We start from the raw sequence: 13,755 nt of genomic DNA on the forward strand, positions 1-13,755 counted from the left end.
TCAGAGTTTGCAGCACGGTGGCGGAATGGAAAATGTGAAGGTAAACAAACCGACATTACTAACTGATGGTTGTATCTAATACTGGGGGCAGGTCACTATAGCTCAAGCTCAAAGATAGTTAACTCGAAGATTGAAGAAGGGATTGAGTACACCCGTACAATCTTATGGCCCTTCAAAAGCATGAAAGAGACATTACTTGTCGAGGCGGCATTGATTCTTTCAGTGGGTTTACATCCCGCATGTATCAACCTTGCGTTGATGCACAAAGCAAGATTACCTAATGCGAAGGATCGCCGCCGTCTATATGGCGTAATACAAGAAATACAAGGATGGTTAACATAATGGCTTGGAGACAGGGAAGCGGCCCGGATGATGCGGGACGATGGATAAACGATGAAGGCGGCAGGATCATCATTAACGTACAGAGTGAAATTACTAAGAGATGTAGAGAACTTGCCCGCCAGATGCAAAATCAACTAAATGAAGAAATTAAGGGCGGCCCGGTGGCATTCACTAAGCGTGCGTTGTTCTTCAATTACATACAGTCAGGTGACAAACGAATCAATCAAATAATTGTACGTGGTGATCAGGCTGCATACCTGAGATCAGTACTTAATCCTGCAGATTCAAATGAACTATATGAAAAGATCATTCCGACAGGATCAGCCCGTTTAACTAAACAGGGAAATATAAGTACTTTAAATAAGGGCATATCAAGTAAGAAACTTATTGTTGTTGAAGAGAAGGGTAAGAAATACCTGATTGATACAACTAAGAAATCTAAGAAACAGCACTCAAAACGTGTAATAGGCATTAAGGAAAAGAAGAGAAGAAAACTTGTTTACGATTTTTTCAAGAATGCTGAAGATGGGGCGAAGTTACTTTTGAGTGATGTTAACGGTACTTTTAAATTTACAAGAAGGACAGAATAATGACAGAACAACACTATACACAAGAACAGAATCAAGACTTGGCACTTGCAGGTGTTGAACCATTAATGAATAGCTTTGTGTATCATTCAAGTGAAATGGCTCCAGAGTTTCATACTGGAGAATATAAAGTTAACCCTAATGCGGGAATGTGTATGAATATCGCATACATGGATGGTACAGAACCAAAGGATTTAAAACCGGGACAATTCAGTACTTGGACACGGCACGATGAAGAATGGCCTTGTAGGGTCTTACGTAAGAGAAAAGTATTTATAAAGGGCGTATGGGTTCAGCTATTCGTCATTCAATTAAAGGAATTAGTCTAAATGTTCGTATTAGGTACAATTTTAGAGTTAGTAAAGACCGCAGTGGGGTACTTCACTAAGAAGCAGGAAAGCAAAGAAGAGTTAGAGGCAAAGAATTCTGAACAACAGAATGAGATCACACTTGAGGAAACACGCAAGGGGTTTACGTGGCGTCAGGCTTTGGGCTATGTGCTAACGTTCATCGTTGCGTGGAACTATGTAGCGATTCCAGTACTGGCTTTGTTTGGGGTTGTACTTCCCACAATCCCACTTGCTGATGTGTGGAAAGTACTGATAATCTTGATTGGTGGTGGTTAATCAAATTGTTAAAATCTAAAACAATCCACCTGGAAGTCCTGTAACAATTCTCTCATCAGAAATCGACTCAAGAAATTCATGTGGAAGATTTCGTTCAAAAATATCAAGCATGAACTGAACAGTTGTGAAATATTGGTCTTGATCGCCTCCCTCCACCCTTCTCCAAAGACTTGGCATATACCTGACCATGATTGACAATGCATACAATATTGCTAACGCATTAGCACGATATTCTGTATTGCCACCTAACACTGGCACCACCATGAACTGACTATTAGTAAATGAACTGTTTCGTATCGGCAACACTTCGTGCCAATAGTCATATCCTTCATGATCTACTCTAGCTCTATATTTACTGATGTTTTTCTCATCAAAAGGGTCTTTATCATCGACTTTATTAACTTCAGTAATAGGCCAAGAAGTGCTGGAGATTCTTTTGAAATCAAAAATACCAGAATGATCATAGAGATTGATATAGCTGGATGGTGACTTTTCATGCCTTGAACTTCTAGGGTTACCTGACATATCAAATGCAACAGTGAACCATGAAGGTGAAATATTGAATACATCTGATAACATATCGCCTAAATCGGGAATAGATGATATAAGATTCTCAATGGTGGCATAAAACTGGAAGGGGATCGTATCTAAGTCACTTGCTGATTTAGGTTTCCTTTTGGGATATTCAGAAATGTCTACATTCAAGAAATCCATCCATCTTGGGAAGAAGCCAGTAGCGAGGACTCCAACATTAAATGTGTTGAAAGTTCCTTTTTCTGATGGAACTGTATAAAGCCCGTGTCCTTGCTTTGTCATGCCTTCTACTTCATCCAAACCTGATGCACCACCGGGTGAGGCAAGCATTTCAGCAAATGCCAATGATAATGTGCCGTAATATAAACTGATTACGCGTTTATTATAACTTTCATGCGGGGCTGCTTTAAAATAGTCTGAAGCATTCTTAATTGTGTATGATAAACCTATCGCTTTAGATGTAAGTATCTCACTGCTAATATCTTTTCCAAGCATATCATGTCTACGCTGAATAAGTTTCTTAGCAAGCTCTATGCTTGCGTATTGATTAAGTATGTACCAAATTCTTTCTAATGGACGCTCAGTTGTAACTCTTCTTATTGGTTTCTTAGCATCTACAGGCTTAGTTTTTTTAGGTGGGGTTATTTCTCTATTCCAGCGGATGAGTAAGCTCAAGGACTCTTTAATGGAAATAACCTCAGTTTGTATTCCGCCATCCCATTTGTCATGATTCTCAGCACTCCCATTAATCAGTATAATGTCAGCATGAGAGTCGAGCATGGCGTAGGTTTGTTTTGAGCTAGATTCTGAATATAACACTCCAATTCTTTTCTTAATGTTTTCTTTGCTAGCGTGATAAATCAAGCTGCTTTCACCATCTAATTCAGATGCAAGTGTGACTTCCCAGCCATGACTTTTAAATGGTGAAACTATTTGCTGCTCACTGTCTCTTTTTAAGATTCCTAATCTAGCTTTAGCACCTGTGTCTATACCCATCTTATACTCCATGTTAAATGCTATTTAATTATTCATTGGCTTTAATAAAGATCAGTTGCGAATATACTAGGTTAAGATTTATCGATAACTGATTTTTTAGGTGAGGTTCGGAGTTTAATATTTTAGTGATTTATGGTGAAAATATTATCGTTTTAGTTTTACATCTGAATAGTTTGAACATCAATGATAATAGCTAAGAAATTTGGATGGAACTGATATATTCAATGCTCATTGATTTGGATTGTTGACATTTGGGCAGCCAAGCGAGACAAATCCTACGCGCGGCGGCAGTGTATTCGTAGTGGACATAAGGTGGTTTCCGGTTCAGCACAGCAATGGCGCGCGATTTTACCTGTGTTGTGATGAAAATTGTAGCGTTATCTGTAAGGGATTGGTTAAGCGTAAAGTAACGCAAAAACCGGTAAAGGTCAGGCGCGGTTGCCGTTGACGAAACGGCAGAGCAGGCGGGCGGGGGAAAAGCACTAACTCACCGTTCTGTAAAAGAAATTCCAATAAACACCTAATAACTGGAGGGAATAAATATTTAACAATCCTGACTTTACTGGCGGGCTTTTGCCCAGATTCTCGGTTGATATTTGCTTGTTTTCATTAATAATGAATCGCTTAACAAGTACTGAAGGCACCGTTTCTTCAGATCATGACGTGGATAATGTGAGAGCGAAATAATGAAAGAGATCATCAACGGGTTTCTGAGTTTTCAGCAGACAGTCTTTCCCGAAAGAAAAGCGCTTTTTAAAAGTCTGGCATCAAACCAGAATCCAAAAGCGCTGTTTATCTCTTGCTCAGACAGCCGTCTGGTGCCGGAACTGGTGACGCAGCAGGAACCTGGGCAGCTGTTCGTTATCCGCAATGCGGGCAACATTGTGCCCTCTTTTGGCCCGGAGCCGGGCGGTGTGTCAGCGACCATTGAGTACGCGGTCATGGCGCTGGGCGTTTCTGACATCATCATCTGTGGTCACTCCAACTGTGGCGCAATGAACGCCATCGCCTCCTGTGCCTGTATGGATTCGATGCCAGCCGTTGAGCACTGGCTGCGTTATGCCGATGCGGCAAAAGCGGTGGTTGAGCAGCGTGAATACGATTCGCCTGAGAAAAAACTCAACGAAATGGTGCAGGAAAACGTGATTGCCCAGCTAAACAACATGAAAACTCACCCGTCGGTATCGGTCGGGTTACGTCAGGGTAAACTGCGGCTGCACGGCTGGGTGTACGATATTGAAAGCGGCACGATTCTGGCTCTGACGCCAGGCGGTAAAGAGTTTATCTCACTGGCGGAAAACCCGGACACCTGTTTCGAATAACCGCTTCCGCCCGCTATCTTACTGCGGGCGGTCTCTTCTCTTCACGATACCTTTTCGGTCGGCTTCTCCCGCGCCTGCCATTGCGCATCCTGCTGCCAACACCTTGTTTAATCTTTTGTAAATCCTCAACAGCATCCCCGACCCGCTGACTACGCTTAACAACACTGCACCCTGTGAGGAGAAGGTTATGTCCCGTGTTTCGATCCCGTTGTTATTCAGTGGCGCGCTACTCTTTTCCAGCCCGCTGTGGGCTGATGAACTCAAGGTTGAGGTGCTCCAGGATAAGCTGGATCATCCCTGGTCAGTGGCGTTTTTGCCGGATAATCAAACCCTACTGATCACCGAACGATCCGGTCAACTGCGCAGCTGGCGGCCAGACAGCGGCTTGTCCGAACCGATTCAGGGCGTGCCGAAGGTCTGGGCGCAGCGTCAGAGCGGACTGCTGGACGTGGTGCTGGCACCCGATTTTGCGCAGAGCCGCCGCGTCTGGCTCAGCTATACCGAAGCGGACAGCAACGGCAAGGCCGGCGCCGTGGTGGGCTACGGCAAACTCAGTAACGACAATCGCCAGTTAACCGATTTTCATGCGGTAATTCAGCAAACGCCGCGCCTCTCAAGCGGTAACAACATCGGGACCCGGCTGGCCTTTGATCGTCAGGGCTTTTTATGGATTGCCTTTGGCGACAACTTTGTCAGCAGCGCCGCACAGGACCTCGATAAACTTCAGGGCAAACTGCTGCGCCTGAACGCGGACGGCAGCGTGCCAAAAGATAATCCTTTCGTTGACAGGCAGGGCGCGCGGCCAGAAATCTGGGCCTATGGCCTGCGCAATCCGCAAGGGCTGGCGCTGAATCCCTGGACGCAGACGATGTGGGAAAGTGAACACGGTCCGCGCGGTGGAGATGAGGTGAATATCATCCAGAAGGGCAAAAACTATGGCTGGCCGCTGGCCACCTACGGTATTGATTACAACGGCAGTAAGGTCCCGGAATCTAAAGGCACGCACGTTGAGGGCACGGAACAGCCCGCGTTTTACTGGAAAGTCTCACCGGCGATCAGTGGTATGGCCTTTTATAACAGCGCGCGTTTCCCGCAGTGGAAAAACTCCCTGTTTATCGGGGCGCTGAAAGAGAAGAACCTGATTCGGTTGCACATTAACGGCGAGAAAGTGGTGGAAGAGCAACGCTTACTGGACGGGCGAAATGAACGCATCCGCGATGTCCGCCAGGGGCCAGATGGCTATCTTTATGTCTTAACAGATGAAGCCGAAGGTAAATTACTGAAGGTAGGTCTGAAGCAGGACGCCAGCGCGTCCCGCGGTTAAATTAGCGGACCCAGTGGCAGACCTGCCAGCCGCGTTTTTCGGCTTCCTGGCGCAGCGGCTCGGCCGGGTTTATCACGTGTGCATAATCGGCCTGCGCCAGCATGGGCAGGTCATTCATGGAGTCACTGTAGGCCCAGGTATGTGCGTACTGTTCCGCAGGGCGCTCAGCCTTCCATTCTTCCACCCGTTTCACTTTGCCCTGCTGAAACGTCATGGTGCCATAGGTATTGCCGCTGTAGCGCTCATCCACCACTTCCACGCCGATAGCCAGCGCGCCACAGGCACCAAGCTGGCGGGCAATCGGATTCACCAGATGCTCGCCGCTGGCGGAAATGACGATAATTCTGTCTCCGCGCGCCTGATGCCAGTCGAGACGCGCCCGCGCTTCAGGAAAGACGCGCGGCATAATATCGCGGTGAATAAAGCGCCGAACCCATCCTTCCACCGTCATCGTTGCCATCCCGGCTAAGGGGGAGAGGGTTTTACGCATGTACTCGTCAATGGACAGCGTTCCGGCGTAATACTGGCGCATTAATTCCTGTTCTTCATCAAGCAGGTCACTGGAGGCGAAGCCTTGTGAGACCAGCCAGCGCAGCCACAGGCCGGTACTGTCCTCGCTAATCAGCGTTTCATCCAGATCAAACAGGGCTAAATCCATAGGGGGTTCTCCTCGATTGAATAAAGTCAGGTTAACCCAGTTTTGTGACGGCCTTAACTTTTTGATTAAAAAATCAGAATTTAGCGCATTTTTATGTGCGACATTCGTGAGGGAAAATGGCACGCGCGCGGCGCTCAGACCAGGGTTAATCTACTAAAATCTATAAAACTTTACGATTAAGCGGTTTTTTTCATTGACGCCAGCGGGTAGCGTTCTCACAGAAGGTGTTAAGCCTTTGACTTTCGTTTTACTAAGGACAATCCGGCCAAGCCCATGACAAATACTTGCTTTTCATCTCCCCTGCGGCGCATCGCTGCGACCTCGTTGTTACTCATCGCGCCGATGGCTGTTTTTGCTGAACAGGCACCCGCCGCGCCTCAAATTGATGCCAGGGCCTGGATCTTAATCGACTATGCCAGCGGTAAAGTTCTGACAGAGTCGAATGCCGATCAGCGACTCGATCCTGCCAGCCTGACAAAAATGATGACCAGCTATGTGGTTGGGCAGGCAATCAAATCCGGCAAAATTAAACCCGATGATATGGTGACGGTGGGGCAGGATGCCTGGGCTACCGGCAATCCCAAACTGCGCGGTTCTTCGCTGATGTTTCTTAAGCCCGGTGACCGCATTCCGGTGCATGAGCTGAACAAAGGCATTGTGATCCAGTCCGGGAACGATGCCTGCATCGCACTCGCGGACTATGTGGCTGGCAGTCAGGATTCCTTTATTGGTCTGATGAATAACTATGTCAATGCGCTTGGCCTGAAAAACACCCATTTTATGACGGTGCATGGCCTGGATGCCGAGGGGCAGTACAGTACCGCGCGCGACATGGCGCTGATTGGTCAGGCGTTGATTCGCGATGTGCCGGAAGAGTATGCCCTGAACAAGGAAAAAGAGTTTACCTTTAACAACATCCGTCAGATAAACCGTAACCGTCTGCTCTGGAGCAGCAATCTGAAGGTGGACGGTATCAAAACCGGTCACACCTCTGGTGCCGGTAATAATCTGGTGGCCTCAGCCACCGAAGGCGATATGCGGCTGATCTCGGTTGTTTTGGGAACCGCCAGCGATGCCATTCGCTTCCGCGAGAGTGAAAAATTACTGACGTGGGGTTTCCGCTTTTTTGAAACCGTGACCCCAATTAAAGCGGATGCCCCTTTTGCCCAGCAGCGCGTCTGGTTTGGCGAACAGAATCAGGTCAACCTTGGAGTGGAAAAAGACGCGGCACTGACCATTCCTAAAGGGCAGATGAAAAACCTGAAAGCCAGCTACAGCCTGACATCGCCGCAGCTAGAGGCGCCGTTGAAGAAAAACCAGGTGGTCGGCACCATTGATTTTCAACTGGACGGCAAAACGATTGAACAGCGTCCGCTGGTGGTGCTGCAGGATGTGCCGGAAGGCGGCTTCTTCAACCGTATCATTGATTTTGTGATGATGAAGTTTAACGGCTGGTTCGGGAAGTGGTTCAGCTAAAAAACGGAAGGGACGCCGCGGCGTCCCTTGTGTATTAACCTTGTGTCCAGCCTTTACGTATCGGTAAAGCGAACAGCGCCCGATAGAACGGGTTAATGATATTAAGCAGACGTTCGCCATACAGCTGCCAGGCAAGGTGCGACGCCAGGCAACTCAGCATTCCCACCAGAAAACCGCCCAGCATATCCATTGGCCAGTGCACGCCAAGATAAACACGTGACCAGGCAATCGCAGTGGCGACCACCATCAGGATAATGCCCGACCAGAGCCGGTGCCAGAACAGGAAAGCCAGCGCAAAGGTGAAAATCGTGGTGCCGTGATCGCTGGGATACGAGTCGTCGGCAGCGTGTGCCAGAAACTGATGGCCGAAGTTGATCGCAAACGGACGCGGATGCGGGAACAGTTGTCCCACGCACCAGGAAATGGCTAATGCATAGAGCAGCGCGATGCCGGTTTTTAACACCAGCACTCGCTGTGACGCCACCTGATCGCGCGGTCCCCACAGCCACAATGCCACAATCAGCAGCGGGACAATGGCAATGACGTCTTTGGCTATGAAGAGGGCAAGCTGCAATAACCAGTGAGGTGAGTCTGAGGTAGCGTTAATCGCCATAAATAGGGTGCGGTTCAATTCTTCCATTACGTGGTCGTTTCCTCTTACTGATGTTCAGATTCTCTCAATCCCGGAAAAAGGGCTTAAGCCAACGGGCAAAAGCAGATTGAGTCTGTCGCATCTGCTAGCACATGTTGCTAACAAAATAAGCTGCCTATCCTGCGTGCAGACGGGCAGAGAGTCCATCACAAGGTTCTTAATCTGCACTAAGGTTGCAAAATGGTTTAAGTTTGGTGAAGTTTTAATGTTGAAGTGGGGCGGGCAGGATGCAAGGCATAAAAAAACCCGCTGGGAAAAAGACCAGCGGGCTCCACAATTTGGGGATTTCAAAGAAAAGCAGTGGCACTTATTCAGACTGTGGTCGGTAAAAAAAGTTCTGGACGTCAGTAAAAAAATTTTATAAGGACAGTAACGGCCAGATAATAACGATTAATGTGCCCGCCAGCGTCAGCAAAACGTTCGCGATGGCGTAGGTGCCGGCATAGCCCAGCGCAGGGATATTACTGCGCGCCGTATCGCTGATAATCTCCATAGCAGGTGCGCAGGTGCGTGCACCCATAATGGCCCCGAAAAGCAGCGCGCGGTTCATGCGTAAAACATAAGCGCCAAACAGGTAGCAAATCACTACCGGTAACAGGCTGACCAACAGACCGCACAAGAGCATCAGCGCGCCGTTAGCCGATATGCCATGGTCGATACCGCTCCCGGCACTCAGGCCAACGCCTGCCATAAACACCATCAGCCCAAACTCTTTAACCATCGTCAGCGCACCTTGCGGAATATAGCCAAAGGTGGGATGGTTAGCGCGCAGGAAGCCCAGCATAATGCCGGCAAACAACAACCCAGCGGCATTACCGATGCCGAAACTGAAGTTGCTGAATTGAAACGTAATCAACCCGACCATCAGGCCGATGATAAAAAAGGCACAGAATGCCAGCAGGTCGGTTATCTGGCTGTGAATCGCAATAAAGCCAATGCGATCCGCCACACTTTTTACCCGCCGCGCCTCACCACTGACCTGCAACACATCGCCTTTATTGAGCATGATATTGTCGTCAATTGGCATCTCAATCTGGCTGCGAATCACGCGGTTTAAAAAGCAGCCGTGATCGGTAAGATTGAGTTTGCTCAGCCGCTTGTTTACGGCGTTGTGGTTTTTTACCACAATCTCTTCGGTCACAATCCGCATATCCAGCAAATCGCGGTCAAAGACTTCTTTTCCGTTACGGAAGCTGGCATCCAGTCGCGCGTGCGCATCCGGATAGCCCACCAGCGAAATATCATCCCCCAGTTGCAGCACCGCATCGCCATCCGGACTGGCGAGGATGCCATTACGGCGGATACGTTCGATATAGCAGCCTGTCTGGCGATAGATCCCGAGTTCACGTAGATTCTTACCGCCGCTCCATGCCACCAGCTCCGGGCCCACACGATAAGCACGAATCACCGGCAGAAACACTTTGCGCTGGCTGTCAGCGTCAAGGCCGCGCTCACGTGCAATTTGTTGTGCGCTGGTGGGTAAGTCCTGATGTTGCAGACGGGGCAGATAGCGAGCGCCAAAAATCAGGCTGACTAGACCTATCAGATAGGTAACGGCATAGCCCAGACTGAGTTGATCCTGCATCATGCTGAGCTGTTTAGGATCGCTGATGCTCTGGCGCAACGTATCGCCTGCACCGACCAGCACCGGCGTAGAGGTCATGGAACCGGCCAGAAGGCCCGCGGTCAGCCCGATATCCCAGCCAAAGAATTTGCCAAATCCCAGGGCCAACAGCAGGGCGCTGACCACCATCACGATGGCGAGCATGAAATAGTTTTTGCCGTCCCGAAAGAAAATAGAAAAAAAGTTGGGACCCGCCTCAATACCGACACAAAAAATAAACAACATAAAGCCCAGGCTTAGGGCATCTGTATTCATCGAGAAGTGCTGCTGGCCTAATAATAACGAAACCACTAATACGCCAATGGAATTGCCGAGTTGCACCGAGCCAAAACGTAATTTCCCCAGACAAAGTCCCAGAGCCAGCACGAAAAATAATAACAGAATGTCATTACCTCTTAACAATTCTGCGATGTTAACATTCAACATTTTAACTTCTTGTTTACTTGTAACCTATTGAAGAGAGGCTTGTTTTTCGCTATCTTGAGCAAGCCGTAAGATTACCTTCAGCGATCATCGATTTCTGAAAAGGTAACGAGGCCGATATTCTAATCAGAAAAACCATTCTCAGCCATTGGCGACTTTCATTCGTATGGCAAACGGCTGTTTATTTTTATTTCCACCGGGCTCAGCAAGGTCACAGACGATGTTTTGGCGAGTTTTTAATGAGTGGGGAGTTATGCCGCAGCGTTATTATTTCTGGGCAACCTGCCTGTCAGGTGGCGTGTTTTATTGTTTAGTCTTTATGTTTACCCAGGATTTCCGGCTGTTAGATAAGCAGGTGTTACACGGCCAGCCTGAACTGCTGCTTTTTTTGCTACCTGGTGCATTAATGGCGCTGATGCAGCAAGAGGCCCCGCTAAAAAGTACGCTGATTATGGCGTTTACCGGGACGCTACTGGCCGCGCTGTTATTGCATGGCGTTTTCGCTGAGCCTACCCGATGGGATTATATTGCTATCTGGAGCCTGAGCGGCATGTTTTGGGCGGGATGCGGTGCACTACTCGTGCGGTTGCTGCGACTGATCGCCGCGTCCAGACGTTAAGTGCTTATACGGGGTTATGTACTGCCCGTTATCCTGTTGAGTCAGGTCAGCCATTTCATTAAGGCGCGGCTGGCATCACGCCAGCGCGCACATTCAGGTTACCGCCTCTGTTGCTCAGGCAACAAATCCCAGGTTCTCTTTTGTCCACGCCGCAAACTCGGTGTAGCCACCGATATGCTGATCGTCCAGGAAAATCTGCGGTACGGTGCTGACCGGTTTGCCCGCACTGGCTTCGAGATCGGCTTTGGTGATGCCTTCCGCCTGAATATCAACATACTGGTAGTTGAAATCATCACGATCGGCCTGCAGTTTATCCGCCAGTTCTTTGGCGCGAACGCAGTAAGGGCAGCCGGGACGACCAAAAATAACAGCAATCATTGAGAACTCCTTGCGAGGTACGTTGTGTGATGATGATCACACGACAAAGTCAGGAAAGCCGATAATGATGCCCGCTCGTCGCGCTTAAAGAAAGCAGGATTTACCTGTTAGTCTGATGCCTGCATCCTATGAATCCACAAAGTGAGTCAGAGCGCGATCTGAAACCGCTGATGTGCAATTTAAGGGATGTTATCCATAATTGAGAGTCAATTAGCCTTGAGGCAGGAGAAAGCTATGCGGAACATCGCAACGTTGCCTAAGACCATACTGGCAATGGAAGCGCTGGGCGGTTTGCTTATTGTCGGCGCGCTGGTCGTGGTTAACCGTTGGTTACCTGGCCTGCCCAACGGTGCCGGAAGTAAGCACTTAGCGACCGCGCTGTTTATCATCGGCATTATGCTGATGTTGCCTGCCGCCTGGCTGTTGATGTGGCGCTGTGCCAAAGCACTGGCGCCGCAGTTGTTCAACCAATCTGAAAAAAAAGAGAATTAGCTGGAGATTTTATGACACCGACTATCGATTTACTGTGCAGCCACCGTTCAATCCGTTCTTTCACTGACCAGAAGGTGAGTACTGAACAGCGTGACGCGATTATTGCTGCGGCGCAATCGGCGTCCACATCCAGCTTTTTGCAGTGCTCATCCATTGTACGCGTGACCGATCCGGCGTTACGCGATCAACTGGTCACCCTGACGGGCGGCCAGACGTGGGTGGCCGATGCGGCGGAATTTTGGGTATTTTGCGCGGACTTTAATCGTCATCTGCAAATCTGCCCGGATGCCCAGTTAGGCCGGGCAGAACAGCTGCTGCTCGGCTGTGTGGATACAGCACTGATGGCGCAGAATGCCATGGTAGCAGCAGAATCCCTGGGGCTGGGCGGCGTATTTATTGGTGGTATTCGTAACAACATCGCCCAGGTAACCGAGCTGCTGGGGCTGCCAAAGTTTGTACTGCCGCTGTTTGGTTTCTGCCTGGGCTATCCTGAATCCGTGCCGGATGTGAAACCACGTATTCCGCAGTCGATGCTGGTACATGAAAATCGTTATCAACCTGTGGACCCGGCTGTGCTGGCTGATTACGATAGCCGTACGGCGATCTACTATGAACAACGCGACAGCAATCAGCGTAGCGAAACCTGGAGCCAGTTGATTCAGCGCCTGATCATCAAAGAAACCCGCCCGTTTATGCTGGATTACCTGCATCAGCAGGGCTGGGCAACACGCTAATTTAACGCAAGGATTTTGATGGATGAAAATGGCCATTCTGTCGCGCGATGGAACGCTTTATTCCTGTCGCCGTTTACGTGACGTCGCCGAACAGCGCGGTCATTTTGTGCAGATCATTGATCCTCTCTCTTGTTATATGAACATTAACCCCGCCTCGCCCGGTATTCACTACCGCGGCGAGCTGTTGGGGCATTTCGATGCCGTTATTCCGCGCATTGGCACCGGTATTACCTTTTATGGCACCGCGGTGTTACGCCAGTTCGAAATGTGCGGCAGTTATCCGTTAAATGAATCCGCCGCTGTGACCCGCGCGCGCGACAAACTCCGTTCCCTGCAACTGCTGGCCCGGGACGGGATAGATATGCCGGTAACGGGTTTTGCCTCTTCTCCGGATGATACTCAGGACCTGATCGCCATGGTGGGCGGTGCGCCGCTGGTGGTGAAACTGGTCGAGGGAACCCAGGGCATTGGCGTCGTGCTGGCCGAGACGCGCCAGGCGGCAGAAAGCGTCATTGATGCCTTTCGCGGGCTTAATGCACATATTTTAGTGCAGGAGTTTATCCAGGAAGCGCGCGGACGCGATGTGCGTTGCCTGGTGATTGGCGATCGTGTCGTGGCAGCCATTGAGCGTCAGGCGAAAGAAGGGGATTTCCGTTCGAATTTACATCGAGGCGGTACCGCCTGTACGGTTGACATCAGCGAGCAGGAACGTGAGATGGCGGTAAAAGCTGCCGCTGTACTGGGGCTGGATGTGGCAGGCGTGGATATTCTGCGCTCAAAACGTGGCCCGTTGGTCATGGAGGTAAATGCGTCTCCCGGCCTGGAAGGCATTGAAACCACAAGCGGTCTGGACATTGCAGGCATGATGATCGACCACATTGAACGACATGCTACCCCCGGGCTCCGTCCTAAAACCGCGGGTTGACCCGCGTTTTCCAGTGGTTTTCGTGGAATCTCACCCGGTTTTT

The 13,755-nt window shown here is 49.4% G+C and carries 16 protein-coding genes; 11 read left to right on the forward strand and 5 right to left on the reverse strand.

Annotated features, from left to right (window positions below; translation table 11 throughout):
* Window positions 1-341: 341 nt before the first annotated feature.
* From FBY13_RS23825 to FBY13_RS21065, 3 genes are read left to right on the forward strand one after another with little or no spacing between them, the layout of a single operon-like run.
* Window positions 342-932, forward strand: coding sequence for a hypothetical protein (locus tag FBY13_RS23825; protein WP_255474526.1), 591 nt, complete (start codon window positions 342-344; stop codon window positions 930-932).
* Window positions 932-1,258 carry a hypothetical protein gene (locus FBY13_RS21060; protein WP_145395073.1) on the forward strand — a complete coding sequence of 109 codons (327 nt, stop codon included), beginning with the start codon at window positions 932-934 and terminating at the stop codon, window positions 1,256-1,258. Before FBY13_RS23825 ends, FBY13_RS21060 begins: the two co-directional genes overlap by 1 nt.
* Window positions 1,259-1,555, forward strand: coding sequence for a hypothetical protein (locus FBY13_RS21065; protein WP_145395074.1), 297 nt, complete (start codon window positions 1,259-1,261; stop codon window positions 1,553-1,555).
* Between the two features lie 15 nt (window positions 1,556-1,570).
* On the opposite strand, the gene FBY13_RS21070 is transcribed toward FBY13_RS21065, so the two are convergent.
* Window positions 1,571-3,085 carry a hypothetical protein gene (locus tag FBY13_RS21070; protein WP_145395075.1) on the reverse strand — a complete coding sequence of 505 codons (1,515 nt, stop codon included), beginning with the start codon at window positions 3,083-3,085 and terminating at the stop codon, window positions 1,571-1,573.
* Window positions 3,086-3,771: 686 nt separating this feature from the next.
* Here FBY13_RS21070 and FBY13_RS21075 point away from each other — a divergent pair.
* Both FBY13_RS21075 and FBY13_RS21080 read left to right on the forward strand, forming a co-directional pair.
* Window positions 3,772-4,407: a carbonic anhydrase gene (locus FBY13_RS21075; protein ID WP_013025190.1), complete on the forward strand. Its 636-nt coding sequence runs from the start codon at window positions 3,772-3,774 to the stop codon at window positions 4,405-4,407.
* 187 nt (window positions 4,408-4,594) lie between these two features.
* A complete protein-coding gene (locus FBY13_RS21080; protein ID WP_063878903.1) occupies window positions 4,595-5,731 on the forward strand; it encodes a PQQ-dependent sugar dehydrogenase in 1,137 nt (378 codons plus the stop codon).
* Between the two features lies 1 nt (window position 5,732).
* Here FBY13_RS21080 and FBY13_RS21085 read toward each other — a convergent pair whose 3' ends face one another.
* Window positions 5,733-6,389 (reverse strand): HAD family phosphatase, encoded by a 657-nt coding sequence (locus FBY13_RS21085; RefSeq protein WP_145395076.1) that lies wholly within the window; start codon window positions 6,387-6,389, stop codon window positions 5,733-5,735.
* Window positions 6,390-6,662: 273 nt separating this feature from the next.
* Between FBY13_RS21085 and FBY13_RS21090 the strand changes: the two genes are divergently transcribed.
* The gene (locus tag FBY13_RS21090) at window positions 6,663-7,865 is read left to right on the forward strand and encodes a serine hydrolase (RefSeq protein WP_063878905.1); all 1,203 of its coding nucleotides are present in this window, start codon (window positions 6,663-6,665) and stop codon (window positions 7,863-7,865) included.
* A 34-nt stretch (window positions 7,866-7,899) separates the two neighbouring features.
* On the opposite strand, the gene ybjG is transcribed toward FBY13_RS21090, so the two are convergent.
* Window positions 7,900-8,505 carry an undecaprenyl-diphosphate phosphatase gene (gene ybjG / locus FBY13_RS21095; RefSeq protein WP_063878911.1) on the reverse strand — a complete coding sequence of 202 codons (606 nt, stop codon included), beginning with the start codon at window positions 8,503-8,505 and terminating at the stop codon, window positions 7,900-7,902.
* 217 nt (window positions 8,506-8,722) lie between these two features.
* Here ybjG and FBY13_RS23510 point away from each other — a divergent pair, with 217 nt between their 5' ends.
* On the forward strand, window positions 8,723-8,881 hold the full coding sequence (locus tag FBY13_RS23510) for a hypothetical protein (RefSeq protein ID WP_156506656.1): 159 nt from the start codon (window positions 8,723-8,725) through the stop codon (window positions 8,879-8,881).
* Here FBY13_RS23510 and FBY13_RS21100 read toward each other — a convergent pair.
* Window positions 8,876-10,564: an aspartate:alanine antiporter gene (locus FBY13_RS21100; protein WP_063881139.1), complete on the reverse strand. Its 1,689-nt coding sequence runs from the start codon at window positions 10,562-10,564 to the stop codon at window positions 8,876-8,878. The genes FBY13_RS23510 and FBY13_RS21100 overlap by 6 nt on opposite strands.
* A 253-nt stretch (window positions 10,565-10,817) precedes the next feature.
* Between FBY13_RS21100 and ybjM the strand changes: the two genes are divergently transcribed.
* Window positions 10,818-11,183: an inner membrane protein YbjM gene (gene ybjM / locus FBY13_RS21105; RefSeq protein ID WP_145395077.1), complete on the forward strand. Its 366-nt coding sequence runs from the start codon at window positions 10,818-10,820 to the stop codon at window positions 11,181-11,183.
* Window positions 11,184-11,297: 114 nt separating this feature from the next.
* Here ybjM and FBY13_RS21110 read toward each other — a convergent pair whose 3' ends face one another.
* Window positions 11,298-11,561, reverse strand: a complete 264-nt coding sequence (locus FBY13_RS21110; RefSeq protein WP_063878913.1) for a GrxA family glutaredoxin — start codon at window positions 11,559-11,561, stop codon at window positions 11,298-11,300.
* A gap of 234 nt (window positions 11,562-11,795) precedes the next feature.
* On the opposite strand from FBY13_RS21110, the gene FBY13_RS21115 reads away from it, so the two are divergent.
* From FBY13_RS21115 to rimK, 3 genes are read left to right on the forward strand one after another with little or no spacing between them, the layout of a single operon-like run.
* Window positions 11,796-12,053 (forward strand): DUF1418 family protein, encoded by a 258-nt coding sequence (locus FBY13_RS21115; RefSeq protein WP_145395078.1) that lies wholly within the window; start codon window positions 11,796-11,798, stop codon window positions 12,051-12,053.
* An 11-nt stretch (window positions 12,054-12,064) separates the two neighbouring features.
* A complete protein-coding gene (nfsA, locus tag FBY13_RS21120) occupies window positions 12,065-12,787 on the forward strand; it encodes an oxygen-insensitive NADPH nitroreductase (protein ID WP_063878915.1) in 723 nt (240 codons plus the stop codon).
* 22 nt (window positions 12,788-12,809) lie between these two features.
* Entirely contained in the window at window positions 12,810-13,712 is a 903-nt protein-coding gene (gene rimK / locus FBY13_RS21125) for a 30S ribosomal protein S6--L-glutamate ligase (RefSeq protein ID WP_063878916.1), read from the forward strand.
* Window positions 13,713-13,755 lie beyond the last annotated feature (43 nt).

This window comes from Pantoea sp. SJZ147 (assembly GCF_007828605.1).
Taxonomy (GTDB): domain Bacteria; phylum Pseudomonadota; class Gammaproteobacteria; order Enterobacterales; family Enterobacteriaceae; genus Pantoea; species Pantoea allii.

Excerpts from the sequence above, each read along its gene's own strand:
- FBY13_RS23825 (WP_255474526.1), top strand. The coding sequence starts at position 342 with ATGGCTTGGAGACAGGGAAGCGGCCCGGATGATGCGGGACGATGGATA.
- FBY13_RS21060 (WP_145395073.1), top strand. The coding sequence starts at position 932 with ATGACAGAACAACACTATACACAAGAACAGAATCAAGACTTGGCACTT.
- FBY13_RS21065 (WP_145395074.1), top strand. The coding sequence starts at position 1,259 with ATGTTCGTATTAGGTACAATTTTAGAGTTAGTAAAGACCGCAGTGGGG.
- FBY13_RS21070 (WP_145395075.1), bottom strand. The coding sequence starts at position 3,085 with ATGGGTATAGACACAGGTGCTAAAGCTAGATTAGGAATCTTAAAAAGA.
- FBY13_RS21075 (WP_013025190.1), top strand. The coding sequence starts at position 3,772 with ATGAAAGAGATCATCAACGGGTTTCTGAGTTTTCAGCAGACAGTCTTT.
- FBY13_RS21080 (WP_063878903.1), top strand. The coding sequence starts at position 4,595 with ATGTCCCGTGTTTCGATCCCGTTGTTATTCAGTGGCGCGCTACTCTTT.
- FBY13_RS21085 (WP_145395076.1), bottom strand. The coding sequence starts at position 6,389 with ATGGATTTAGCCCTGTTTGATCTGGATGAAACGCTGATTAGCGAGGAC.
- FBY13_RS21090 (WP_063878905.1), top strand. The coding sequence starts at position 6,663 with ATGACAAATACTTGCTTTTCATCTCCCCTGCGGCGCATCGCTGCGACC.
- ybjG (WP_063878911.1), bottom strand. The coding sequence starts at position 8,505 with ATGGAAGAATTGAACCGCACCCTATTTATGGCGATTAACGCTACCTCA.
- FBY13_RS23510 (WP_156506656.1), top strand. The coding sequence starts at position 8,723 with ATGTTGAAGTGGGGCGGGCAGGATGCAAGGCATAAAAAAACCCGCTGG.
- ybjM (WP_145395077.1), top strand. The coding sequence starts at position 10,818 with ATGCCGCAGCGTTATTATTTCTGGGCAACCTGCCTGTCAGGTGGCGTG.
- FBY13_RS21110 (WP_063878913.1), bottom strand. The coding sequence starts at position 11,561 with ATGATTGCTGTTATTTTTGGTCGTCCCGGCTGCCCTTACTGCGTTCGC.
- FBY13_RS21115 (WP_145395078.1), top strand. The coding sequence starts at position 11,796 with ATGCGGAACATCGCAACGTTGCCTAAGACCATACTGGCAATGGAAGCG.
- nfsA (WP_063878915.1), top strand. The coding sequence starts at position 12,065 with ATGACACCGACTATCGATTTACTGTGCAGCCACCGTTCAATCCGTTCT.
- rimK (WP_063878916.1), top strand. The coding sequence starts at position 12,810 with ATGAAAATGGCCATTCTGTCGCGCGATGGAACGCTTTATTCCTGTCGC.